This is a genomic window from Paenibacillus protaetiae, from assembly GCF_004135365.1.
GTDB classification, from domain to species: domain Bacteria; phylum Bacillota; class Bacilli; order Paenibacillales; family Paenibacillaceae; genus Paenibacillus_AP; species Paenibacillus_AP protaetiae.
In genome coordinates, this window is record NZ_CP035492.1 from 2,599,424 (window position 1) to 2,623,836 (window position 24,413).

Sequence of the window (24,413 nt, forward strand, 5' to 3'; positions counted from 1 at the left end):
GACCTCTGCTTCCTTCGATTAGCTGTTACGCATAATAATCGATTCCAGTGTATCGGCCACATCTTCACAGTAGTCCGTCGTTTGCTCCAGCATTTCGTAAATTTCTTTGCGTTTCATAAGTTCAATCGGGTCCGTTACATTGGCAAACAAGCTTTTGATCCCTACGCGGAGCAAGTCGTCGGCTTGGTTTTCCAATTCGTTCAGCGCGATATTCGGCTCGCGGATAGCCAGCAGTTTCTTCTCGGTGAGAAGGTATATCGCCTTTTTAATTTGCTGGCTGGAGCGAACAAGAATGTCGACAAACAGCCCTATGTATTCGTCTTTCTCCGTAACGTTGTACATTTCAAAGCGGGAAGCGCAAGCTTCAACTTCATCCAGCACGTCGTCAAGCGAAGTCGTGAGCGCCATAATATCTTCTCGCTCAATTGGCGTAATGAAGGTTTTATTCAGCTCGGTAAAGATCGTATGCGTATATTTGTCGCATTCAGATTCATATTCCTTCATTCGTTTGGCGAATGCCGTTACGTCAGACAAGTCGTCTAAGCCTTCCGCGAAATAAGCTGTCGCCTCTACAAGCGTATCTGCCATTTCTTCCAACGTCTTAAAAAAGATATCTTTTTTCTTAAACATCGTAATCTCCTTTTTACCTGATGCGGCCGGATGTTGAGTTGTTGCAGCCTTGCTCCTTCAAAAAAAGCCTAGATTATCTTATCACAGTTTACTTCACATTTGTTAAGGGATTGTTAACGTTCATTGAAAAAAATAAAGGTTTGCATCTTCCAGACGCGAGACCTGCTATCATTTTATCCGAACCGCACCATTCTTACCCGTAAGTGACATGCTGTTCCAGCGGTTTATCGTTAGGAACTATGTGGAAATAGGTGTGCCCGGGTATAAAAGGAAGCTCCTTGCCGTCTTTCATGATGCGGATCATGCCGTCGGCCGCACGGGTCCATTCACAATCCAGCGCCTTGCCTTTCTGGAACAAAACGGCCGGGCCTCCCGATTTCATGTCTACAGCCAGCCGCCCTTCATCATCCAGCGTTTCATGTTTGGTGCTCAGCACAACGAGATTGGCCGCCGAAAGCTGTTCATTATTGTTCATATCAATATGAGGTTCGTCCCCGATAAATCTTTTATAAATACCGCTGCCTGCATCATACTCATAACGGACGGTATAATTTTTGAGCATAAAACGGATGCTGATGCTGCCCGCCGGTTTATCGGTATCCGCAACAGCGCCTGCAGCGTCAAAAGAATAGGCCGGAACTATGTCCAGCGGGCCGTATTTCTTTTTGGCCGCTGCGGTTTTCAGCTTGCCAAGATCCGAATACAGGTTATGCGGCGCTTTCCGGTCCTTGCTGCGCCAGAAGTAACTGCCTGCGTTCGTAATTTCGTCCAGGTCGGGCTTGTGCTGCGTCTGCAAAATCGCATAAGCATCGTTGCTGCCGCCCGCATGCGCGATAATCCCGCCGTAGCTTTCAATCAAGTCGATAAAATAAGGCCGGATGCTGCGGATCGGCCCAACCGGATCATCCATCTTGTCCGTACTTTGAAAAATAGCGACGAGCCGTGTAATGCCGCCCTCCGCCAGCACTTCCCACACCACATCGGCATTTGTTAAGCCGGATTGCGGTCTTGCCGGCGCGAGGTTATTGATCATAACGCCAATCGGACGGGCATCCGCGGGCGTATCGCGCCCGATCCCGGTGAGCGGCGCCGTCATCGGCGGTTCGGTCGGAACCGGCTCTGCGCTTGGCGAAACAGTTGCCGTTGCCTCCGGCGCCGGCGAAGGCGCTTCATTCGAGCCACTTGAGGCGCAAGCGGCTAATAACAGAAGTACACTCATCACTGCCGGCCATAAAATGAACAAAAAACGGCGATTTTTTTTCATTTGATTGTTTCCGCCTTTCTCCTGAAAGAATCATGTCATAATTCCTGAAAGTTCCATATGTATATTTAATCATAGGGGAACCCCGCTTGTCTCCTTTTGCCGGATGAAAGAAGGCAAGCGTGATTGCCGAGGCTCTTCTTTTCCTGACATTTTGCCCGAACACAAATAAAGCATCTGCGGGCTGAACATCGTCCGTACGGGTTGCCCCATACCGGATGTCCGGCTGCAGATGCCTTATATTCATAGCCTATGCCATTAAATGCTCCAATGAAACCAGTCCTGATGCTGGCGGTCCAAGCCTTGCAGCCAATCGGCTGTAACGCGGATCGCTTCCTCTTGATGCTGGCGGGACGAATACGTATGATTCGCCTGAAAAAGAATTTCTTTATCGCACAGCCCTTCGCTGCGGGTCCAGAACACCTTCTGGTACAGGAAGCTGTAGTCGACCGGAATCAGCTCATCGCTTGTGCCATGCACAAGCAGCACCTCGCCGCCGAACTTAGGCGCCGCCTGAAACGGCTGATGCTGCAGCAGCGAGTCGAAAAACACCGGCTTCAGCGTGTAACCCGCATAATCGGTGCTGCCTTTTTTAACCGCTTCATCATAACTGCTGCGCCCGACAATACGAACGATATCGTTAAACGGATAAGCGACCGGGGACCATAATACGAGCCGTTTGACTCGTTTGTCTCTCACCGCTGCGGCGATCGCAACCGCACCGCCCAGACTGTGGCCCAGCAGCGTAATGCGGCTCGGATCGACTGCGTCCATATCCGCGATGTAATCAATCGCAGTACGGGTCTGGTCAATCATGCTGTCAAAGCCAAGCGAACCGTAATCGCCGCTGCTTTCTCCGCAGCCGCCGTAATCGAAACGGAGCACATAGGAGCCTTGGGCTGCAAGCGCGCGGGCGGTTTTAACAAACAGGCGGTCAACGCCAACTTTGCTGCCAACAAAGCCATGGCAAATAATAACAGCTTGTTTCTTATCTCCAGTATCTTGCCCTCCGCCTGTCGGATAATGAAGCGAAGCGGTTAATTCCAATCCTTCATGCCGCAGCACCAATTGTTTCTCCATCGCAAGGAACCTCCCATGTGCGTACTTTCTATTAATGTATATAATTCCTACCTATTTACTGTGTTTTGTAAAAAAATAATACCACCCGTGCTGCTGGGTGTCAAGTGCATAAACGCTATCACCCGCAGGCGATACCTGCGATTCCCTTTAATTTATGGGCGGGGAATGGGGAATTTCCGCTGAACAGGGCATGCTACGAATTAAACGTGATGAAGTTGATAACGCTGCCTGCTTTGGAGACAAGGAGATGAATTATTTTGCCGACATGGATCGTATGGCTGACCGACCACTGGCTGCCGGTCATGCTGCTTGCGGGAATTGCAGTTGCGCTGCTGTTTGTTTACATGAACCGGGACACGCTTTTTTTCAAAGAATAATTGAGCCCGGCTGTCCAGAAAAATCCGAAGATGCCGGCGGGTATATGCAAACATGCAGGCCTCTCCTCCTGAATCATCCTTGCGGACGGTTTGAGATGGGAAAAGCCTGCATGTTTGCGGCAAATCGTTATAGCAGCTCGCATATTAGCCAAGTCCGCCGCATCGGCTGTTCAAGCCGGCTAACCGGGACTCAGACTGCCGGTTATCCGCCGCTTCATATCGCCGCTTATTCCCCGGCAAGCAGCGGGAGCTTAACGGTTACAATGGTTCCGGCACCCGGTTCGCTGTCAATCGACATCGTTCCGCCATGCAGATCAATAATTTCTCCGCATATCGCCAGCCCAAGCCCGCTTCCGCCATGCCCGGTGCTCGCTTTGTAGAACTTTTCGGTGACATGCGGCAAGTCTTCCGGCGATATGCCGGTTCCGGTATCGGCCACAGTGAGCACGGCCTCGTCACCCGAAACTGTCGTGGTAACCCGTATCGATCCGCCATGCGGCGTATATTTAAACGCGTTGTCGATCAAGTTGATCATAACTTGCTTGATGCGGTTTGCATCCGCTCTGACGATAATCGGGCTTTTGCCAAGCGACGCCAGCAGCTTCACGCCCGTCTGCTCCTCGCGGACTGCCAGCTGGCGGACGGTCTCCCGGACCGGCCCATTGAAATCCAGCGTCTCTGTCAGCATTTCCATATTGCGCGCGGACAGCTTCGAGAAATCAAGCAAGTCTTCAACAAGCCCGGACAATCGTTCAGTCTCGCGGCTTATAATGGACAAGCCCATCTGCATCTCTTCCGTATCTTCAGGTTGTCCATCCTTGAGCGTTTCGCTCCAGCCTTTGATCGACGTCAGCGGCGTCCGCAGCTCATGCGAAATCGAGGATATAAAATCATTTTTCAGCCGTTCGCGTTTTTCAAGCTCGGTAACCATCGAATTAAACGTTTCGGCCAGCTGCCCGATTTCGTCATTGTTGCGTTTGTAAGCTCTGCGTGTCCAATCGCCGTCCGCCATATAGCGGGCCGCCCGGGTCAGCTCCTTAATCGGCTTCACGATGCGGTGCGCCATCCATAAGCTTAAGCCAAGCACGAGCAGCAGTACGCCGATTGCCACAAAAAAAGTCATCCGGATGAGCTGGAGCACCATATCGTCGACTTGGCTCAGTCCCGCCGAATAGCGAAGCATGGATACGATGCGCACGCCGTTCCAGACCGGAACGGTCACCGACGCTACACGCTCGCCGTAATAAGGGTCAATCCCCATCCATGTGCCGGTTGAGCCAAGCTCGGCTGATTTGACATCCGGCGTGGTGTAACGCAATTCCTCGGCAAAACCGTCCGAATCAATCCGCACGTTGCCGTCGCCGTCCAGCAGCTGCAGCCTCGTGCCGCCTTCCGCCATATATTTCAGCATATATTGGCCTTGATCCTGCGGCGTTAAGGACGCCAGCGAACGGCTGTGCTGCGCCAAAGCGGATATCGCCCGCTGCTTGACCGAGCTTTGCGCGCTCCCGTAATAGTAATTCCATATAAGCGATCCGAACAGAACGCCCAGCACGCTGACCACAAAAAATACGAGCAGCAGATAGCTCCAAACCATCCGCGTCTTAATACTGCTCATACCGATTTTCATGGCGCGCTCCGTTTCCAGCGGTACCCGTAGCCCCATACCGTCTCAATAATTTGCGGATCGGAAGGATTATCTTCGATTTTTTGCCGGATACGCCGGATATTCACATCCACAACCTTCAGATCGCCGACATAAAACCGGCCCCACACTTCGCTTAATATTTCATCCCGGCTAACGCCAAGCCCTTCCCGCTCCATCAGCAGCCGGACCAGCGTCCATTCCGTAGGGGTCAAAATAATTTCGTCCTTATCCTTCCACATGCGCCGCTCGGGAATCGAAAGCGTCATGCGGCCGCGCCGAAGCACGCCGGGACGGGACACCGCCGCCGCAGGCTCGACGGGCGCCGGCTCTGGCGCACGACCCCAGTAGCGGTACCCTCCGCCGCCTGCAGCCCCTGCGCTTGCCGCTTCGCGCTCCGCTGCATCCTGCGCCTGCGCCTGCGTTTGCCCCGCTGCGGTGCCTGCCGCTCCAGCCCCTGCGCTTGCCGCTTCGCGCTCCGCTGCATCCTGCGGCTGCGCCTGCGCTCGCCCCGCTGCGGTGCCTGCCGCTCCCGCGCCTGCGCTTGCCGCTTCGCGCTCCGCTGCATCCTGCGCCTGCGTTTGCCCCGCTGCGGTGCCTGCCGCTCCAGCGCCAGCGCTTGCCGCTTCGCGCTCCGCTGCATCCTGCGCCTGCGCTGGCCCCGCTGCGATGCCTGCCGCTCCAGCGCTCTGCGGCATATGCGGTTCCAGCATCATACGGCGCGCGAGCGATTTGATCCGGGCGATCAGCTCGCCCGGGCTAAACGGCTTTTGCACGTAGTCATCCGCGCCGAGCTCCAAACCGTATATTTTATCTTCCTCCTGGGATTTGGCAGTCAGCATAATAATGCCCATACGAGGGTAACGTTCGCGCAGCCGCTCGCACACTTCAAAGCCGCTGATGGTCGGCAGCATGACATCCAGCAGCGCAATATCAAACGGGCCTTCCGTATCGGCCAGTTCAAGCGCCGTTTCCCCGTTATCCGCTTCTGTCACTTCCATCCCGTTTCGCTTCAGGTTGATCCGTACAAACCCGCGAATCGCTTCTTCGTCCTCCAATAACAAAATATGCAACTTCTCCTCACCCGCTTTACTTAGTTATCCTGAATCAGCGACAGGCATCCTTTCGCCTGCTCGGTCGTAAGCAGCATCGACTCAAAACTTTTCTTATTGCCGGACGGCAGCGATTCTGGCGCGCCATCCGCAAGATGCACAGCATATACAAGCCCCGAAGCCGTCATAAGGATGTTCAGCGGACGGCCGGCATCCTTCATTTCCGCTTGGTATTCGTCCCATTGCTGCTGAGGAACAACATACAAAGTGGCCAGCTCCGCCCGTACGCCGCCTTTTTCATTCCAATAATCAAATTCGGCTACACTGTACTTCGGGCTGCCTGCCGGGCTGCCGATCGTATAATGGCCGTACCAGCTTTCCGGGAACGCAAAACGGAACGAATACCCGTAGTTGCTGTATTCCTCCATAATGCGCCTAAATCCTTTATCTCCATCCCACTGGTTCCACCGGGTAATCCACATCATGCCGACATAAGGAACATCATCGCTGTCCGGCGGCTGCACCAGCTCCGCAAGTTCCAAAATGCCGTCCCCGTTCACATCGCCGTTTTGGACTGGAGCCCAGCTTGGCTCCTCATAAGGGTCATCGGCCGGAACCTTCTTCAGCTTGCCGTTATCCCATGCAAACATAATGGTGTAGGAGGAATGGGCACCAATCGACGCTTCAACAATAATGCCGTTTTTACGGGCAGATACTTTCCCCATCAGCAGACGGTCATATTGGTTCACGTCCGATGGAAGCTGAATTTGCTGGACATCCGCCAAATGATAGCCGTTCCATCTGTACAAGGTTAGAAAATAATCCGGCATATCCGCCTGCTCGCTGCTGCCGCTTGAAGTAATGACCGCAAGCTCTTTGCTTCCGTCCCCGTTCACATCGCCAAGGTCGGCGTATATATAAGGCATTGATTCCGCCGCAGCCAATACCGGCTTGCCTTCTTCGTTCAGCTTCGGCTTCTGTTCGAACGTATACAGCGACAAAATGTTAGGGCTGTCAAACGAGCCGTTGCCTGACCAGCCGACGATGAGCTCCATCGTGCCGTCATTGTTCAAATCGGCAATTTGCAGCAAGTCCAGCTGGCGGGCGAGCGGCTGCTCGATCAGCGCCCATTGCTTCCAGCTGCCGTTTTTGCGGGACAACACCATCAGCTCGGGCGCATTATATTCATTAAAATACGAAACGACTGCTTCATCGCTTCCGTCATGGTCGATATCGACAAGCCGGATGGCTTCCGATTTCTGCTCGCGCAGCGGAAGCGCAAGCTTGCTGTATTCCGGCAGCAGATCGCTGACCGCCTGCACGAGACGCTGCTTCTCTGACGATATCGGCGGCTTCTGCAGCAGATCAGCCGGCGCAGCCGTATACTTGCAGCCTGCTGCAAGTATACCTAACAGCAGCAGGACTAAAGCTGCCGGTACGCTCCGGTATGTACGCCAGCGGGATATGACGCCGGCTGGAGGAGACTCAGGCGTCCCCCGCCGGACAGCGGCATGCCGCTCCGGTTCCTTTATTCGTTCCTGGCTGCCTTTCGCGGCCATGCCCTTCCGCCCCCTCTTAATGCGTCCGCAAGCTGCCGCCCGCTTCTTCTTAATCTATCCTATTATAGCATCCTATCAAGGTCAGAATGTCCGTTATTATCCGGTAATCCTTGCTATTAAATAGAGTGTTGATGCCGTTTATACAGCATGAAACACCCGTTAACAATTAATCATAATGAACAGCTTCTGCGAGTGCGTTACAAAAAAGTAACACCCCCTGCCGGAAACGTCCTCCAACTAACGCAGTTGAAGCACGCCCCGGAGGGGGCTTGCTAGGTAAGCCGATATCATTAAGGAGCCAAAAGCGATGAAGACGGATTGTTATAGCGGTCGAGTGCAGCCTGCTGAATCTGAATGGCGCGGCCGATATTTAACGTGTTCAGCTGCTCCACAAAAGCGTCAAAAGAATCAAGCGGCTCGATGCCGTATATGAACTTCAGCGACATTTCGTCTACGTAGGTAGTTACATCCTGCATAATAGCCGACAGCTCGGCGCTTTCCTTATCCGTCATGGGCAGGTTCGGCAGCTGATGCTGATCCGCGTTCGTATCCGACCAGATGCGCACCGCGTCCTTTTGCTCCGGAAGCGTATAATACTGCTCCATATAACGCGTGTCCTGCACAAACGGGCCAAAATAACTTGCTCTCGTGTACATCGCCAGCGCCTGTGATGGAGCAAGCTTGTCGGGATTGTTTAAAATCAGGTCCGTGTATGTCGGATACCCGTCCTTCATTTTATAGCTGAGTCCTTCGATACCGAAGTTAAACAGCATATGCCCTTCCGTGCTGTAGCCGTAATCGAGCATCCGCACCGCTTCTTCCACATGCTTGCTGGCTGTCGTAATGGCTACTCCGCCGGATGATCCGACCTGCAAAGCGCGCTGCCCGAATTCGGGACGGTCCCCTTTATGCAGAACCGGATACGGCGCCGCAACAAGTTCGGCTTTCGGATCCTGCTGCCGGATAACCGGAAGCCACGTGCCGATGCCGGCGCCTGCATTCCATATGCTGGCCCCGCTTCGGCCTGTAATCATGCTCATATCCTGCGTTTCGAAATCAACGGCGGCGAAATTCCGGTCGATCAGCCCTTCATTGTACCAGTCGCGGAATAAAGTGAGGAACTGTTTGTACCCGGGTTCCATCGGCCCGAATTTCACGTTGCCGCCGTCAATGTAAAAACCTTTTTCAACACCGTATGCGCCGATAAAACTGCCGTTCTCCACCCCGGACAGCGGACTCGGCACGCCGAAAAAAATAAGCGGGGCTTCCACCCCTTTTTTATTTTTAAAGGCGGTAAGCACGGTATGCCATTCGTCAATCGTTGTCGGAACGGGCAAGCCCAGCTCATCCAGCCAGTCCTTGCGGATAATCAGCCCCTGGTATGTGCGCAGCTCGTTTTCGTTTCGGATAAAGGGGAACATATAATAACTGCCGTCCGCCGTCCGGATCTGCTTATCAATATCCGGATGCGCCTTTAAATAAGCTTTCAGGTTCGGAGCATATTGATCAATCACATCGTTCAGCCGCAAAATATAGCCGTCATTGATCGCTTTCGACGGTCCGCCCGGATAGCTGTTCCACTCGTATTCGATCATATCCGGCAAATCGCCGGAAGCGAGCATTACATTAACAGCTTCCTTCGCCTGATTGGTCGGAGGCTGGATGAATTGAAGCTTTACGCCGGTTCTGCGCTGCCATTCCTGAAAAAAGGGCACCTCTTGAAACGTTGATTTGGTGCTGGCCGCGTTGCCGTTCAGCTCTGCCCAATACGACAATACCGGCGAATTGCTTGAAGCAGCGCTGCCCGCATCAGATGACGATGAAGCCTCATTCCGCTCGCAGGAGGTCAGCAGCAAAAGCGCGAGCACCGCCGTAAGCCCAAGTGCCACATATTTGTTAATCAATTCGGCTCAGCCCCTTTTTTCACGATGATGACTAACAAATCTCTTTATATTTCCCCGGTGTTATGCCTTCGTATTTTTTGAATACCCGTATGAACGTCGCTGCGTCGTTATAGCCGACCAGCCGCGATATTTCATTAATAGATTCCTGCTTGTCTCTAATCATCCGCTTGGCATGCTCGATCCGGAATTTGTGGATGCAGTCGAGCAGCCCTTCGCCGGTCTGTGTCTTAAATAATTTCGAGAGATAACTTCCTTTTAAGTCGAAATATTCGCCGATAGCGTTCACATTCAGATTAACATCCTGGTAATTCCGCTCGATATATTGCGTCACCTTGGCCGTTAAATCCCGCAGCGAATCTTCCCGCTCCTGCGTCAAATTGGATACGCGTTTGGCAGCAGCAAACGAGCATACTTCCCCAAGCATCGCGTGCAGCTCCTTCTGCATCTCCTGGATCGTATCGCAGGCGATAATTTTGTCCATCCACAGCGGATTGCTTGCGAGAATATCTCCTTCTCCCAGCTCGTTAATCGCCTTCACCATCGTGCCCGCCAAATTAAAAATAAGACATTTGGCTATCGTAAGCGAAATAAGCGGCTTCTCGAAATTGCGCGTCGTAATTTCGTCCATATAAGCGGAAGCCTGCTCCATATCGCCGGCTTTAATGAAATTGATAAGCTGCTGCTCGACCTGCAGCGGATAATAGTAGCCGTATTCCGCCCGGTCGCTGTATTCGCTGCGGATATCTTCATACGAAATGATGCCTTGTTTGCCAAGCACCATTTTGTATTCCATCGCATCCACCGCTTCCTGGTACGCTTCGGCAATTCCCGCCCAGGACGGATGGCAGCCGCTTGTCGAAATCGTCAGCTCCATATCGTACCTTCGCAGAAAGCTTTGCGCCTCCAGCGCAATATCATGCAAATCCTGCGGGCCGTTCTCCGCATCCGGCCGCAAATTAACGAGGCATACAATCATATCGTCCGCTTCCGCAACGTAACCGACATGCTGATGCTGCTGGGCAAGCTCCTCAACGACATTGGCGATAATGAACTGGATCAGCTTCCTCCGTTCATTAACATCAATGCCCGGCAAATTGGCGTACAAGCTTTCCTCATTTTCGACCACAAACAAAATAACGGCAAAATGGCTGGATAACAACGTCATATGATAGGATCGGAACGCCTCCTCATATGGAACAAGCGAATCGAGGCGCCCTTTCAGCAGCCGGTTGATCAGGTTGGAGCGAAGCACATGCTGGTGCTTCTGCAGCTGCAGGGCGATCTCATCCTTCTCGCTGCGCGCGCTCATAATCGCTTTGCGGATCAGATGCAGCTCGTTCCAGTCGTCCGGCCGGTCTTTGTCCGCCGTTTTGTCGGTAAGCGTCTGGACAAGCTCCTGGATCGGCGAATAATTGCGGCGCATAAAAAACCATGTAAGCACGCCGGCGCCGATGAGGCTGATCAAAATGCTGATATACGTAAAGCTGCGGACGTATTCCGCCTTTTCCCAATACAGCCGGCTTGGAATAATAAGCGCATATTTCAGGTTTGACTTCGCCGACGGAATATAAAACAGCTCCGAATCTCCCACCCTGGGAGAAGTAAGCCGCACATGCGAGCCGTCCATAAACGGCGCCAGCTCCGGCGCGTCCGGGTGATTGGACAGCAGCACTTCATTATCCTGGTTTAAAATAAGCACAAGGCCGCCGTTAAAACCCGAGATGCTTTCAATGGCATCCTGAAACCGCTTCGTATCAGCCATCACGACGACGGTTCCGGTCTCCCTGCCGTTCAAATCCCGCGGCAAATGGGTAATGTACGCGATTGAGGCTTCCGATTCGCCCGCCCCTTCGCGCGGCAGCAACGTAAAACGGTTTGTTTCGCCGCCAAGCACAGCCTCTTTCCATTGCTCATACGTCATGGCTCCGGTATCGTGAATGGTTTGGAACGCGACCGGCAGAGAGCGGATATTGCCGGGACGCAGCACGGACGAGTCCTGGTTCCATACGACATAAAACTCATCAATCGACGCATAGGACGTTTTATACAACCGGAACTCGTCCACCAGCTCATGCGCCGTATAAGGCGTGCTTTTATCCTGCTTGTTCGAGTACATCAGCGTCTGCAAATTTTGATTCCATGCTACTTCCGTATTGAGCCGCTTCATCAAATCGATCTGATTGTCAATCGTATAGCCCATTTGCTTCAGCAAGGAGTCATTCGCCCGGTGAATTTCACTTTTGAGCGCCTGGCTCGCCTGCGAATAAATAACAAGGCTGATCAGAATTGGAACAATTAATACTGCACTGTAGGATACAAGCCACGTGACAACAATGCTTTTCCGTTTACGCCATAACTGCCGAATGTTCAACAATAGCTCATCACCCGTATGTTCAATTGATTTGGTTAAATCGTCAATGATTGTAGGCTTTTATTATAGCGAAAGAAGCCGCACATGCGGAATATATAAAAAATGCAAACCGATTTACAAAAAGTAAAAACGCTTACATTTCCGCGCAGCATGCGCAAATAGCCCGAACAGACACGGGAGGTGTCCATTCAGGCTTTTGCTGTTTTTGATTGATATAGGCGAGTCCGCAGCAGAGCATCATGACCCGGTTCAGGCGAGACCGTTAGCAGAGCATGGCCTGGTTCAGACGATTCGCGCGGGAGATCGGCTCCAGCTGCCGTTTAAAAAATCCGGTTCCGCCAGCCGTTTAGCTTGGCGATCGCTTCCGCAAAGAAGTAGTCGCCGTAGATGAGCGATACGTCGACATTTTGCCCGGCAGGCTTGTGGCCTGTACCGTGCAGCAGGATCGCTTCATGCGCCGGATTATCCCATGTGCAATAGTTCTCGTCCAGCGACTGCAGAATGCGGAGCGCAGCTGCTTGGTAGCCGCGTCCTTCCTTCTCCGGCAAATGGGCGGCAAGCTCGATCAGTCCGGACGCTGCAATCGCGCCCGCCGAGCTGTCGCGCGGCGTTTCGCCCGCTTCCTCTTCGGCCCGGAAATCCCAATGCGGCACATGATCTTCCGGCAAATGGGCGATAAAGTAATGCGCCACCCGCTGCGCCGCCTTCAAATAAGCGGCATTGCCGGTATGGCGGTACGTGTTGGCCATGCCGTACAAAGCCCATGCCGTCCCCCGGCTCCAGCCGGAATCCGGCGCTGCGCCTTGGCCGCCTAATGCTTCCAGCCGCTCGCCCGTTGCCGGATCAAAGACGACAATATGATGCACGCTGCCGTCCTCGCGGATAAACTGGCTCAGCACCGTATCCGCATGAGCGGCCGCAACCTGGGCGAAACGCGGATCTCCGCTTTGCTCCGCTGCCCAGAACAGCAGCGACAAATTCATCGCGGTGTCAATGATGGACCAGCCGTGCTTATCCCCGTTCCAGGCGCGGATGAACCGGCCTTTCGGATTAAACCGGCCGGCCAGGAAATTCGCTGCAAACAGTCCGCGCCGGAGGCCGTCCGGATCTCCCGTCAGCCTATGCTTGTAGACCGCTGTCGGCAGAAACTGAAAACCAACGTCATGGTCAAAGCTGTTTGGCTGCAAAAACAGCCGCTCGAAACGCTCATCCCAATTCCAGACCGCCTGCTTGAACCGTTCCTCGCCGGTCATATCATGCGCAAGCCACAGGATGCCCGGCCAGAAGCCGGACGTCCACCAGTCGAGCCGCAAATCGTCGTAGCGGCCGCTTGCCCCTGCCACATGCGGCGATTTGTCCCCGATCTGTTCCAACATTTGACCGATTTTGCCGGCCACTTTGTTCCATATTGCTTCTGCTGCTTTCAAATCCCGTTCGCTCATTCCGTATGCCTCCTGTTCCCTGTAGACCGATCATGCGATATGCATGGCTTATCCTTTCACAGAACCTACCATTACGCCTTTTACGAAAAAGCGCTGCACAAAAGGATAAACACACAATATCGGAATCGTTGCAACCATAATCGTTGCGTATTTAATCGTTTCCCCGATCTCAAACCGGTCGCCTGCCGAAGCGCCCGTCGACATGCTGTCCGTCGAGTTGGCAATTAATATTTCACGCAGCACCAGCTGCAGCGGGAACAAATCCCTGGACCGGATAAAGACCGATGCGTAAAACCATCCGTTCCACTTATCAACCGCGTAATACAAAATCATAACGGCAATAACCGGCATCGACAGCGGAATGATGATGCGGAACAATATGGTGAAATGATTGGCACCGTCGATTTTGGCCGACTCCTCCAGGCTGTCCGGAATCCCCATAAACGAAGTCCGCATAATAATCAGGTTGAACGTGCTGATACTGAACGGCAATATCGTGGCCCATAACGAATCGAGCAGGCCGACGCCTTTGACAACCAGATAAAGCGGAATAAGACCGCCCCCGAAAAACATCGTAAACAAGATAATAAACATAAAAACATTGTTCCACATCACATTTTTGCGTGACAGGACGTACGCGCCAAGACATGTCATAAACAGATTGACGATAACGCCAAATACAACGATAAAGACCGTATTCCGGTAACCCGTCGTAATGCTCGGGTTTTTCAGCACGCTCTTGTATGCTTCCACGCTGAAGCCAAGCGGCTTCCACAAGATCCCTTTGTTTGCGACCAGCTGGCCCGCATCGCTAAACGAGGCAAACAGCACGTACAGCAGCGGATATAACGTAACGACTACCAGGAGAATCAGCAGCGTATAAATGACGACATCAAACGCACGATCAAACAAGCCGGTTTCCGTTTTCATGCATGCCACCTCACCACAAGCTGTTTTTGCTTACTTTACGGCTAACATAATTCGCCGTAATAAGCAAAGCAAGATTGATTACCGAGTTGAATAAGCCTACAGCCGAGCTGTAGCTCCATCCGAACTCGAGCAAACCTTTCCGGTAGACGAAAGACGATATGACGTCGGCTGTTTCGTACGTAACCGGGTTGTACAGCAAAATAATTTTTTCGAAGCCGACATTGAGCAGGTTGCCCATCCGCAAAATCAACATAATGGCAATCGTCGGGAGGATGCCCGGCAGCGTAATATAAAGCATTTGCTTGAACCGGCTGGCTCCGTCAATCCGGGCTGCTTCGTATTGCTCCAGATCGATGCTCATCAAGGCTGCGATATAAATGATCGACTCCCAGCCGATCCGCTGCCATATTTCCGATAAAATGTAGATCGGGCGGAACAATCCCGGCTTTTGCAGCATCGCTTGCCCATCATAGCCAAACAGCATGAAAAACCGGTTAATCAGCCCGTCTGCGTTCGTAAAATCGGTAATAATACCGCAAATGACGACGAGCGAAATAAAGTAAGGCATATACGTAATCGTCTGCACAACCCGCTTGAACATCCGGCTTCTTACTTCGTTAATCAGCAAAGCTAGCAGAATCGGCGCCGGGAACTCAAATATAAGCGAATACAAGCTGATGAGCAGCGTGTTTTTCAATATGCGTACAAAATAATAGCTGTTAAAAAAATCTTCAAAGTTCTTCAGGCCGACCCAGTCGCTGCCGAGCACACCCTTCATCGGAGAATAGTCTTTAAATGCAATCAGCGCGCCGTACATCGGCGCATAATGGAATATCCCGTAAAAAGCAATGACTGGAATCATCATGAGATACAAATATTTGTTGAGCATGAAATCACGGATAAACCGGCGTTTGAAAGAGTTCTGCTTCGCACTTGCGCTTGTGCTTGCATTGGCGTTTGCGTTTACGTTGGTTTGCATGGCGGTCCGTCGTCACCTCGTTTCGATTAAAGAAGAGGGGGAAACTTCCCCCCTCGGTCGCAGCTACGGGGAACCGGGAGATGCGCGCTTTGCCTGCACCTCCGCGGCAGCCCCGCGCTGCCGCTTCTTGCGGCGGTTGTTACAAGCCGCAGGAAGCGGCTTTCGCCGGGCAATTAGCGGCTGTTGTAGCGTTGCAGCGCAGCCGTTTCAATTTCAATCGCGCGGTCCAGCTTCAGCGATTTCATTTTTTGCACATAGCTGTCAAAGCTGTCTACCGGCTCGTCACCCAAAATGATTTTGATCGTCATTTCATCCACGAGCGTATTGATATCGTTCATAATTGTTGCATATTCCGTGCTCTCTTCCGGTGTAGGCGTAATCGGCGGCAGGTTGTATTTCTCCGCATCGGTGTTCGCCCAGACGCCGATCGCATCACGCTGCGTTTGCAGAGCGAAGAACTGTTCGGCATAACGTTTGTCTTGTACGAACGGCCCGTTATAGCTGCCGCGCGCATACATCGAGATCGCTTGCGCCGGAGCGAGTTTATCCGGGTTTTTCATCAGCAGGTCTGTGTAGGTTGGATAGCCGTTAACCATGTTGTAGCTGACGCCTTCCGTACCGAAGTTAAAGAACATATGACCTTCGTCGCTGTAGCCATAGTCGAGCATTTTGACGGCAAGCTCCGCATTTTTGGACTTGGCCGTAACCGCAACTGTGCCTTCCGACGAATAAGCATCGGTGCGTTGGCCGAACTTCGGTTTCTCGCCTTTGTTCAGCACTGGGTACGGCGCTGCAACCAGCAAAGCTTTTGGATCCTTCGCTTCAACCAGCGGCTGCCATTTGCCGATACCGCCGCCGGCATTGCCGATCATCGCGCCGGTTGCGCCGGATGCCACATTGCTGTCCACCGCTTTGGAGTCGGCTGTTGCAGCATTCTTATCGATCAGGCCTTCTGCATACCAGTCGTGGAACAGCTGCAAATATTGTTTGAAGCCCGGTTCAGCCGGTCCAAATTTCACTTGGCCGTCTTCTTGATAGAAGCCACGGGTTACGCCGAAAGCGCCCATAAATACGCCGTTGCCGGAGTCGTTGAAAAATCTAGGTTTGCTGTTGAAGGACAATGGCGCGGCTGCGCCTTTTTTCTCTTTGAACGCACGCAGCATATTCGTCCAGTCGTCAATCGTTTCCGGTACAGGCAAGCCCAGCTCATCCAGCCAGTCTTTGCGCACGATCGGGCCTTGGAAGATTTGCAGGTATTGGTCGCCGCGGATGAATGGGAACGTATAGTAGCTTCCGTTGTCCGTTTTGACCATTTTGTCGATATCCGGATGCTCCTGCAAATATTTTTTCAAGTTAGGCGCGTATTTGTCGATGAGATCGTTCAGCTTCAAAATATAGCCGTCTTTGATCGCTTTTTCAGGACCGCCAGGGAACGACAGGAAGTTGTATTCGATCATGTCCGGCAGCTCGCCCGAAGCAAGCATAACGTTAAGCGCTTCTTTCGCTTCGCCGCTTGGCGGCGAGATGAATTTGAGCGGAACGCCGGTGTTCTTTTGCCACTGCTGGAAGAACGGCACTTCTTCAAAAGACGGTTTTACGCCAACCAGATTGCCTGTCAGCTCAGCCCAGTAGGACAATGTCTTATCCGTTTTGATCGGATAAGTTGTTGCTTCAGCTCCAGCCGAATTGGTTGCTTCAGCATTGCCGCCGGTGCCTGTATTTTTATCACCGGTATTGCTGTTGTTGTTACCCCCTCCGGATGAGCAAGCGACTAGCATCGAGCCTAACAAAGCGATGACTAACCCAGAAGTCAACTTTTTTCTCATACTCGTTTTCCTCCATTATTGAATTGAAGAATGCGGCTGATGATCCCGCTGCATCTTCAATCCAAGCTTAAGGGAAGCAGCAGCCGGGCCGATATGCGCAATTTCTCCAATTCAATTCCAATTTCTTATGCAAGCGCTTTCAGTAAAATCGCAATTTGTACAATCGCATTTATAAAAACAAAAAAACCAGCCCGTAAAGGGCTGGCTTATTGTCTAAAAAACGTTGCAGCGGCGCGGTTTCCGCGGTATTGATTACGAAAATTGCACCTTCAGGGTTACAATCTCGAAAGCTTTCAATTGCAGCTTCACTTCACCGGATTGACTCACCGGAAGAAGCGACTGCTCCTCCTCCAGCATGTTCGTGACGGCTACTTTGGCAGGACGATGCCCAAAGGAAAGAGTTGCCGCAGCTGCCGAGCGCTCCGCTTCGTACAGCCTTACGATATAGGCATTCTCCTCTTCGGCCGGCTTTACCGCCTCAACGATCACGTTGGGCGCATCCACGGTAAACAGCGGATTGTTATCCGCGCGGTGACGGCCTTCCGAAACGTTCAGCGGCATGTTCAGCTCATAAGCCGGGCGTATAACCGATTCTGCCTGGAATCCGCTGTTATGCGGCAGGAAGGAATACGTCACCTCATGAACGCCTTCGTCGCCGCGCGGGTCCGGATGGCAGCCGCCTTTATGCAAGGTCAGCCGGATATCCGATTCCTCTACCGAAATGCCGTATTTGCAATCGTTAAGCACCGCAACGCCAAACCGGTTTTCCGACAGATCCGTCCATTTATGATTGCATACCTCAAACATCGCTTGATCATACACCGTGTTGCGGTGAGTCGGGCGTTCGACATGCCCGAACTGCACTTCATGGCGCGCGCTGCCCGCAAGCACCTGCACATCAAATCCCGCTTTCAGCAGCTGGTAGCGGTCCTTCCAGTCGATAACCGTTTCGAAATCAATCCGTGCGTCATCGGCGTAAAACACAATATCCTGCTTCAGCTCCGAACGGCTGCCGATCCGGTACACGCTGCGTATCCTGAACTGCAGCGGCCCGTCCGCCGCAACCTCGCGCGATAGCAGGTTCGTCTGCTTCTCCAGCTTCAGCTTGCTGTCCTGGTCGATATCCCAGTTATCCCAGGCAAGCGGCACATCTTCACCCATCAGCAGCGCATTAAGCGGCTGCTCTCCCCGCACAAGCTCCCGGCCGCTCGGCAAATCGGTAAAAGAGGTCATATAACCGTGCTCATCAAATACGATAGCCGCAAACGGCGTCTGCAACGTACGGCCGTCGTACTTGAACGGGCTTGCGCTTGCCGCACTGCCAGCGGCGGCTGCCCGGCTGCCAAGCGGCACGGACACATGGCTGAGAGCGGGTACCGTAATGCCGCCTACCGCCAGCTTGGCCCGGCCGTTCAGATCGGTGAAGCTTTGCGTGATAACAGAGTCGCCGGCCGGAACGCGTCCGTCCTCGCGGGCATCCGTCACAAACTGCCCGCGGCGCGCCCAGCTTAACGTGTTCCAAACCGTCATCTCTTCTTCGCCTTGCGCTGCTTCCTGCCGGAGTTTACGGGATAACTTTTCGGCCTCCGCGATGATTCCGCCCACTTCGCGGATCGCGCGGTCATGCACCTCCGGAATGGATGTGCCCGGCAATATATCATGGAACTGGTTGATCAGAAGCAGTTCCTCCAACTCTTCCAGCTGCGCTTTCGGCGCTGCCAGGTCCTGCCGCCCGTCTTGCAGCGCCGCCAGCACCACCTGCATTTCCAAATCCCGCAGCGCAATTTCCGCTTTACGGTTGTTCCGCTTAATTTGCGCCATTTGGGTCAACGTGCCGCGGTGTCCTTCAAAATAAAGCTCGCCGGCATACACCGGCAGCCGCGACGTATCACGCAATTCCTCCATAAAAGCGCTGACCGTCGTATGCGCTGTTTTGGGCACGCCCTCTACGTCTTCCAGCCTTCTTGCCGCTTCCAGCATTCCGTCATGCGGGCCGCCGCCGCCGTCCCCGTAGCCGTATGATATTAACCGTCGATCATTCACCTGCTTGTGCTGGATGTCGTTCCGGTCGCCTTCCGAACCATAGATGCGCCCGATAATCGTCTCGGCATCCGGCCAGCAGTGTATATGGTTAAAATGCGTCAGCACCGGCGTCCCGTCGAGCCCTTTCCATATAAAAGAGTCGTAAGGGAACCGGTTCGTATCATTCCAGCTCAGCTTGGTCGTCAGGAAGGAGGTAATACCGACGCCTTTCAACATTTGCGGAATCGCCGCGCTGTAGCCAAACGTATCCGGCAGCCAGAACGTATCCGCCGTATAGTTGAAATATTTCCGCGTATAGCGCTGTCCTTTCAAAAACTGGCGGATCAGCGATTCGCCCGATGTTAAATTGCAGTCTGGCTCAATCCAGGAGCCGCCTGTCGGCTCCCAGCGCCCTTCGGCAACCCGCTTCACGATGCCTTCAAACACAGCCGGATAATGCCGGCGCATCAGCTCGGCATGGAATGGCGAGCTTTGGATAAAAACATATTCCGGATAATGCTCCATCAGATTGAGGGCATTGGCGTACGTCCGGGCGCATTTGCGAATGACCTCGTCACGTGTCCACAGCCATGCGGTGTCCATATGCGAATGGCCGATAATGCCGGCGGACGGCGCGGAATCGCCGTTGGATTTGGCCAGCAGCGGCTTCATCCGCTGGATGGCAGCGGCAAGCCCCGCTCGCCACACATGCTCTTCCGTTTCTTCCGGCTTTTGCACCGCTGCCTCGAACACGTCGATCAAGCCGTTTACGATTTGCCCTTTCCGGAACGGATCGGTGCTTGGCGCGGAAGCAATCTGCACCAGGGTTTTGACGTCATAAAGAAATTCGTTCACATCTTCTCGGCGCACATGGATATAGATGCCGTCAAATTCGCGGTTGTAGGGGCTCGCATACGTATCGTCGGATGCATAGCTTTGGTAGGGCTGCGTCCCGACAATCGGTTTGCCGGCGTACCCTTCGAATGCCAGTTCCACCGTCCGGCCGGCTTCCGCCTGCCCGGTAAGGATAAGCGCCGTATGGAAACCGAGCTGACCGGCGTTGCGTTTCGCATTGTAGATGCCGCGCGGCGTGCCGTCTACCCATAACATCGTTTCATGCGCATCGGTTTTCGCTTCTATGTACAGCTTTTGGCCATGCAGCCGTTCGGGAATCCGATACGTCCCTTTAAACCAGATCGAACCGCCGGGGCTGCCCCACTTGGTTCCTTTGTGCGCAGGCTGCCAGTTCTCTCCGGCAGGCACCTCGTACAGATGCTCCATCGTCTCCCAATAGGTGACCTCCACGGTATCCGCCCGCTCGTATAGGTACTGGCTGTAATGCTCCCCCAGCCGCTTTACTTTTTGCAAAGTGCGTTCGATCTGCTTGCCGTTAATCACAAGGTTTCACCCTTTCTATTTATCCGAATCTCCCGCGCTTGTTGAAGCAGAGAAGCCTGCCCCCTGACAAGCTGGGGCAGGCTTCTTGTATGTGCTTCTTTAACGCTTATTCGCTTATTTATAAGACGGCTTGGATTTGTCTGTCTGGTTCGCATTCACTTCATCAATGATTTTGCTGCCGCCGGCTTTCAGCCAATCCTGAACATGCTTATCCCAGTCTTCCGGAGTCAGCTTATGGTTAATGACAACGCCGCTCACAATGCTGTTCATATTGTCTTCGTAAATTTTAGAGCCGATTTCGCTTTCGGTTTGGCTCGGAATAAACGGATTCCGGTAATCCGGGAATTCGTTCTGCGAATATTCCTCGTATTTGCTCTTGTAATAATCATACAGGTCGGATTCGCCGAGGCTCGCCATCCAGTCCTTGTTGTAATTCCAGTCCACCATGCCCGAATCGCTAAACGGCGTCAGCGACCAGAACGGCTCCATTTGCGGGCGTTTGTAATCGTCCGGAATTTTGTCTTCCGGGAACGGAATGATTTTGCCGTCTTTCACTTCATAGTTTTTGCCTTCCACGCCGTATTTCATCATGTTATGGCCTTCCGTCAGCTCCCAGTTCAAATAACGGAAAATGCCGTCCGGATCTTTCGCTTTGGCCGAAATATAGAACCCGCGGTCGATCGGCAATACGGCGCGCACGCCGCCTTTAATGCCCGTTGGCCCAACGAGCGGCGAAATGATGCCGACTTCGCCGTTTGGATCCGTCTTTTTCAAATCGTTAACGATAGTCGGATAGTTGTTATAATGCGAGATGAGTACCGCTACATTGCCCGCTTTAAATTTGTCTTCGGATTTGGAAGCGTTCGGGCTGACAAGCAGATCCGGGTCAACCAAGCCGTTTTTGCTGAGGTTCTGCACCCAGAAATAGAAATCTTTTTGCTCCGGCGACATATAAGACGGCACAAGCTTGTTCGGATCATCCTTCGCCGGCTGCCAGCCGCTGAAGCTTGCACCCCACGACGTTGCCAAATCTTTAAACGTCCACATGTCGCTGACGGTCAGCGGAATTTTTTTCTGGCCGTTAATCGGCGTATCTTTGAACTTTTGCAGCGCGGCAACCAGATCGTCGACGGTTTTCGGCTCCGGAATGTTTAATTGTTCAAACCAGTCTTTGCGGTAATACATCAGGAATGCCACATCCGGATTAACCGTGTTCGGCAGGAAATAAATATTGCCGTCTTTATCTTTCAGCATATCCCAGATGGATTGCGGCACCGCTTCTTTCACCGCCGGGTATTTATCCAGGTAGTCGTTGATTTTCAAGAAAGCGCCCTGCTCCTGCGTCTCCCGGAAGAAGGCGTCTCCAGGGCCGGAACCCCACATGACGTCCGGAATTTCGCCGGATGCAACAATCGTTTTCACTTTCGTGTCATAGTCGGTAACCGGCACGATTTGCACGTCGATGTTGACGTTTGCTTTTTCAAACAGCTCTTTCTCGAATGCGCCACCTTTTTGATACGTGGCAGGGCCCCATACCGGCTTCAAATACGAGAATTTCGTCGGCGCGCTTTTGCTGCCCGTATCGGCAGTGCTGCCCGAACCGCTGTCGGACGATTGAGTTGGCGCTGCCGAACCCGCGTTTTCATTCCCGTTTGAACTGGAGCATCCGACAATCGAAGTTAGAAAAAGTGCGGAAACTAACAGTGCTGCAGCCTTTTTCATTGGCATCCATTCCCCTTTAATTTGTATTTATGAGAACCCGGTTTTAATTCGGGCTGTCATTGCTTAACCTTTAACGGAACCGATCATAATGCCTTTGACGAAATACTTTTGCAGGAACGGGTACGTCACCATAATCGGCGCGATGGCGAATATAATGGCCGCCGCTTTAATATTATCCGGCGTGATCACGATCTTGGACGGGTCCATAATTTGCGGGATCGCCCCCATGTTCATCATGTTCTGGTCGATAATGATCGAGCGGAGCACCACTTGCAGCGGCCATTTGGCGTTATCGTTAATGAAGATAAGCCCCGTAAAATAATCGTTCCAGTGGCCCACGGCGTAAAATAAGCCGACCGTTGCGATAACCGGCTTCGACAGCGGCAATATAATTTTCCACAATATCGTCAGTTCGCCGGCCCCGTCGATGGAAGCCGATTCCTCCAGCCCCTCCGGGATCGACCAGAAAAAGTTGCGCATCAGGACAAAGTTGAACGGAGATACAAGGCCGCCGACGATAAATACCCACAATGAATCAAGCAGGCCCAAGTTTTTCATCAAGATGTAGTAAGGAATAAGCCCCGCTCCGATCAGCATCGGAATGATGATGATCCAAGTGAAAAACGAGTAGCCCGGCACCTTTCGCTTCGACAGCCCGTAAGCCGCGGAAGCGGTAAACAAGAGGTTGCTGAACGTCCCGGCTACGGTAATAAAGACCGTCACCATAAAGGAACGGGTAAGAACCGGAGTCCCAAAAATGTATTTGTAAGCGCTTAAAGTAAAGTGATACGGAAACAGCATCATCGGGTGCAGGCGGATTTGCGAAGCTTCGCTGAATGAGATCGCCAGCACGTTCAGGATTGGAATAAACGTAACCAGCCCCAGCAGCAGCAGCCCGATGTAAATAAGCGTTTGCGCCCACCACGGATTTTGGTTCAGCAGGGAAGAACCTGTAGACCGGACGACTCGTTGTTCCTTTGCAGCAGCTGTTCCGGCTTCCGTTACCATAGCGATCTTCCCTCCCATTTCTTCACCATCGAATTGGCCGAAATAATAAGCACGCAGCTAATGACGCCTTTGAAGATGCCCACCGCTGTAGCCAGCGAATAATCGTTGGACAAAATACCGATCCGGTACACATACGTATCAATAATGTCCGCCACATCATATACGGAAGGATTATACATGTTGAACACTTGGTCAAAGCCGGCGTCCAGCAGACTCGCAAGGTTCAGCACAAACATGAGGACGATAATCGGACGCATGCCCGGCAGCGTAATATGCCATATTTGCCGCATCCGCTTGGCGCCGTCCACTCTCGCCGCTTCATACAGCTCCGGATCGATCCCGGTGATGGCCGCCAAATAAATGATAGCTCCCCAGCCAAACTCTTTAATGATACCGGTTACGATCAGTACCGGCCGGAACAGATGCGTATCCGTCAGGAACTGGATGGGGTTCATGCCCGCATTCGTCAAAATGGTGTTAATAATGCCCGTTGGCCCGACAAAGTTAATGGCGATGCCCGCAAACACGATCCATGACAAGAAGTGCGGGAAGTAGGTAACGGTCTGAATCGTCTTTTTGAACCATAACGCCTTAACTTCATTCAGCATAATGGCAAACAGGATCGGAATCGGGAAGCCGAATATAAGGCCGTACATATGGATGATGATGGTGTTTTTCAAGACGGCTAAAAATTTGTCTGACGAAAAAATGTAATGGAAGTTGTCCCAGCCGACCCACGGGCTTGCGGCGATGCCTTTAAACGCCATATACTTTTTGAATGCAATGGTCAGCCCATAAAAGGGAATGTAAGCGAATACAACAAAATAAATAATCGCCGGTATAAATAACAGGTACATAAACCGGTACCTCCATACCGTCTTCATCAACACCGACAGTTGGCGACGGGGCTGACGATCCAGCTTGGCTTCCAGCATGCGGGCACCTCAATTCGTTGATTGATGTTCGAGTAAGCGTTTACAACAATAACCTGAACGAATTTGGACATTTCCAGATTGATCCGCTTGACGACAGTCTCAAGCCTCAGACGATCCCTCCAGCAACTGCCCTCCCTTATGTACACCCCCTAAACTTGTATATTTGTGATATAACCTATTTACATGTAAATATTGTTGTCTGTATATTACCATTGCCCTTAAAAACCGTCAAGAAATTATTTACATTGATTCAAGTAAGTTGTATATTTGTT

The 24,413-nt window shown here is 52.5% G+C and carries 16 protein-coding genes and 1 pseudogene; all 17 read right to left on the minus strand.

The window, feature by feature from the left end; translation table 11 throughout:
* Positions 1-18: 18 nt before the first annotated feature.
* Positions 19-630 (minus strand): DUF47 domain-containing protein, encoded by a 612-nt coding sequence (locus ET464_RS12075; RefSeq protein ID WP_129441208.1) that lies wholly within the window; start codon positions 628-630, stop codon positions 19-21.
* Positions 631-823: 193 nt separating this feature from the next.
* The gene (locus tag ET464_RS12080) at positions 824-1,894 is read right to left on the minus strand and encodes a DUF3048 domain-containing protein (protein WP_129441210.1); all 1,071 of its coding nucleotides are present in this window, start codon (positions 1,892-1,894) and stop codon (positions 824-826) included.
* Positions 1,895-2,149: 255 nt separating this feature from the next.
* On the minus strand, positions 2,150-2,971 hold the full coding sequence (locus tag ET464_RS12085) for an alpha/beta hydrolase (protein ID WP_129441212.1): 822 nt from the start codon (positions 2,969-2,971) through the stop codon (positions 2,150-2,152).
* A 603-nt stretch (positions 2,972-3,574) separates the two neighbouring features.
* The gene (locus ET464_RS12090) at positions 3,575-4,978 is read right to left on the minus strand and encodes a sensor histidine kinase (RefSeq protein WP_165279988.1); all 1,404 of its coding nucleotides are present in this window, start codon (positions 4,976-4,978) and stop codon (positions 3,575-3,577) included.
* Positions 4,975-5,709: a winged helix-turn-helix domain-containing protein gene (locus ET464_RS20755; protein WP_341869780.1), complete on the minus strand. Its 735-nt coding sequence runs from the start codon at positions 5,707-5,709 to the stop codon at positions 4,975-4,977. Before ET464_RS20755 ends, ET464_RS12090 begins: the two co-directional genes overlap by 4 nt.
* Positions 5,707-6,066: pseudogene (locus ET464_RS12100) on the minus strand (response regulator transcription factor); the annotation flags it as partial. The pseudogene ET464_RS12100 and the gene ET464_RS20755, both read right to left, overlap by 3 nt.
* 20 nt (positions 6,067-6,086) lie before the next feature.
* Positions 6,087-7,604, minus strand: coding sequence for an FG-GAP repeat domain-containing protein (locus ET464_RS12105; RefSeq protein ID WP_129441216.1), 1,518 nt, complete (start codon positions 7,602-7,604; stop codon positions 6,087-6,089).
* Between the two features lie 290 nt (positions 7,605-7,894).
* Positions 7,895-9,505: an extracellular solute-binding protein gene (locus ET464_RS12110; protein ID WP_425271769.1), complete on the minus strand. Its 1,611-nt coding sequence runs from the start codon at positions 9,503-9,505 to the stop codon at positions 7,895-7,897.
* A 34-nt stretch (positions 9,506-9,539) separates the two neighbouring features.
* The gene (locus tag ET464_RS12115; RefSeq protein ID WP_244226520.1) at positions 9,540-11,879 is read right to left on the minus strand and encodes a helix-turn-helix domain-containing protein; all 2,340 of its coding nucleotides are present in this window, start codon (positions 11,877-11,879) and stop codon (positions 9,540-9,542) included.
* Positions 11,880-12,199: 320 nt separating this feature from the next.
* Complete coding sequence (locus ET464_RS12120; RefSeq protein ID WP_425271770.1) at positions 12,200-13,255, minus strand: glycoside hydrolase family 88 protein; 1,056 nt, start codon at positions 13,253-13,255, stop codon at positions 12,200-12,202.
* Positions 13,256-13,369: 114 nt separating this feature from the next.
* The gene (locus tag ET464_RS12125; RefSeq protein ID WP_129441224.1) at positions 13,370-14,251 is read right to left on the minus strand and encodes a carbohydrate ABC transporter permease; all 882 of its coding nucleotides are present in this window, start codon (positions 14,249-14,251) and stop codon (positions 13,370-13,372) included.
* Between the two features lie 10 nt (positions 14,252-14,261).
* On the minus strand, positions 14,262-15,230 hold the full coding sequence (locus tag ET464_RS12130) for an ABC transporter permease (RefSeq protein WP_129441226.1): 969 nt from the start codon (positions 15,228-15,230) through the stop codon (positions 14,262-14,264).
* Between the two features lie 173 nt (positions 15,231-15,403).
* Positions 15,404-17,056: an extracellular solute-binding protein gene (locus tag ET464_RS12135; protein ID WP_129441228.1), complete on the minus strand. Its 1,653-nt coding sequence runs from the start codon at positions 17,054-17,056 to the stop codon at positions 15,404-15,406.
* A 252-nt stretch (positions 17,057-17,308) separates the two neighbouring features.
* Positions 17,309-20,476, minus strand: a complete 3,168-nt coding sequence (locus tag ET464_RS12140; protein ID WP_129441230.1) for an alpha-mannosidase — start codon at positions 20,474-20,476, stop codon at positions 17,309-17,311.
* Between the two features lie 114 nt (positions 20,477-20,590).
* Entirely contained in the window at positions 20,591-22,198 is a 1,608-nt protein-coding gene (locus ET464_RS12145; protein WP_165279989.1) for a type 2 periplasmic-binding domain-containing protein, read from the minus strand.
* Positions 22,199-22,261: 63 nt separating this feature from the next.
* On the minus strand, positions 22,262-23,206 hold the full coding sequence (locus tag ET464_RS12150; RefSeq protein WP_129441234.1) for a carbohydrate ABC transporter permease: 945 nt from the start codon (positions 23,204-23,206) through the stop codon (positions 22,262-22,264).
* Entirely contained in the window at positions 23,200-24,141 is a 942-nt protein-coding gene (locus tag ET464_RS12155; RefSeq protein ID WP_129441236.1) for an ABC transporter permease, read from the minus strand. The genes ET464_RS12150 and ET464_RS12155 overlap by 7 nt, the downstream gene beginning before the upstream one ends.
* Between the last annotated feature and the right edge of the window lie 272 nt (positions 24,142-24,413).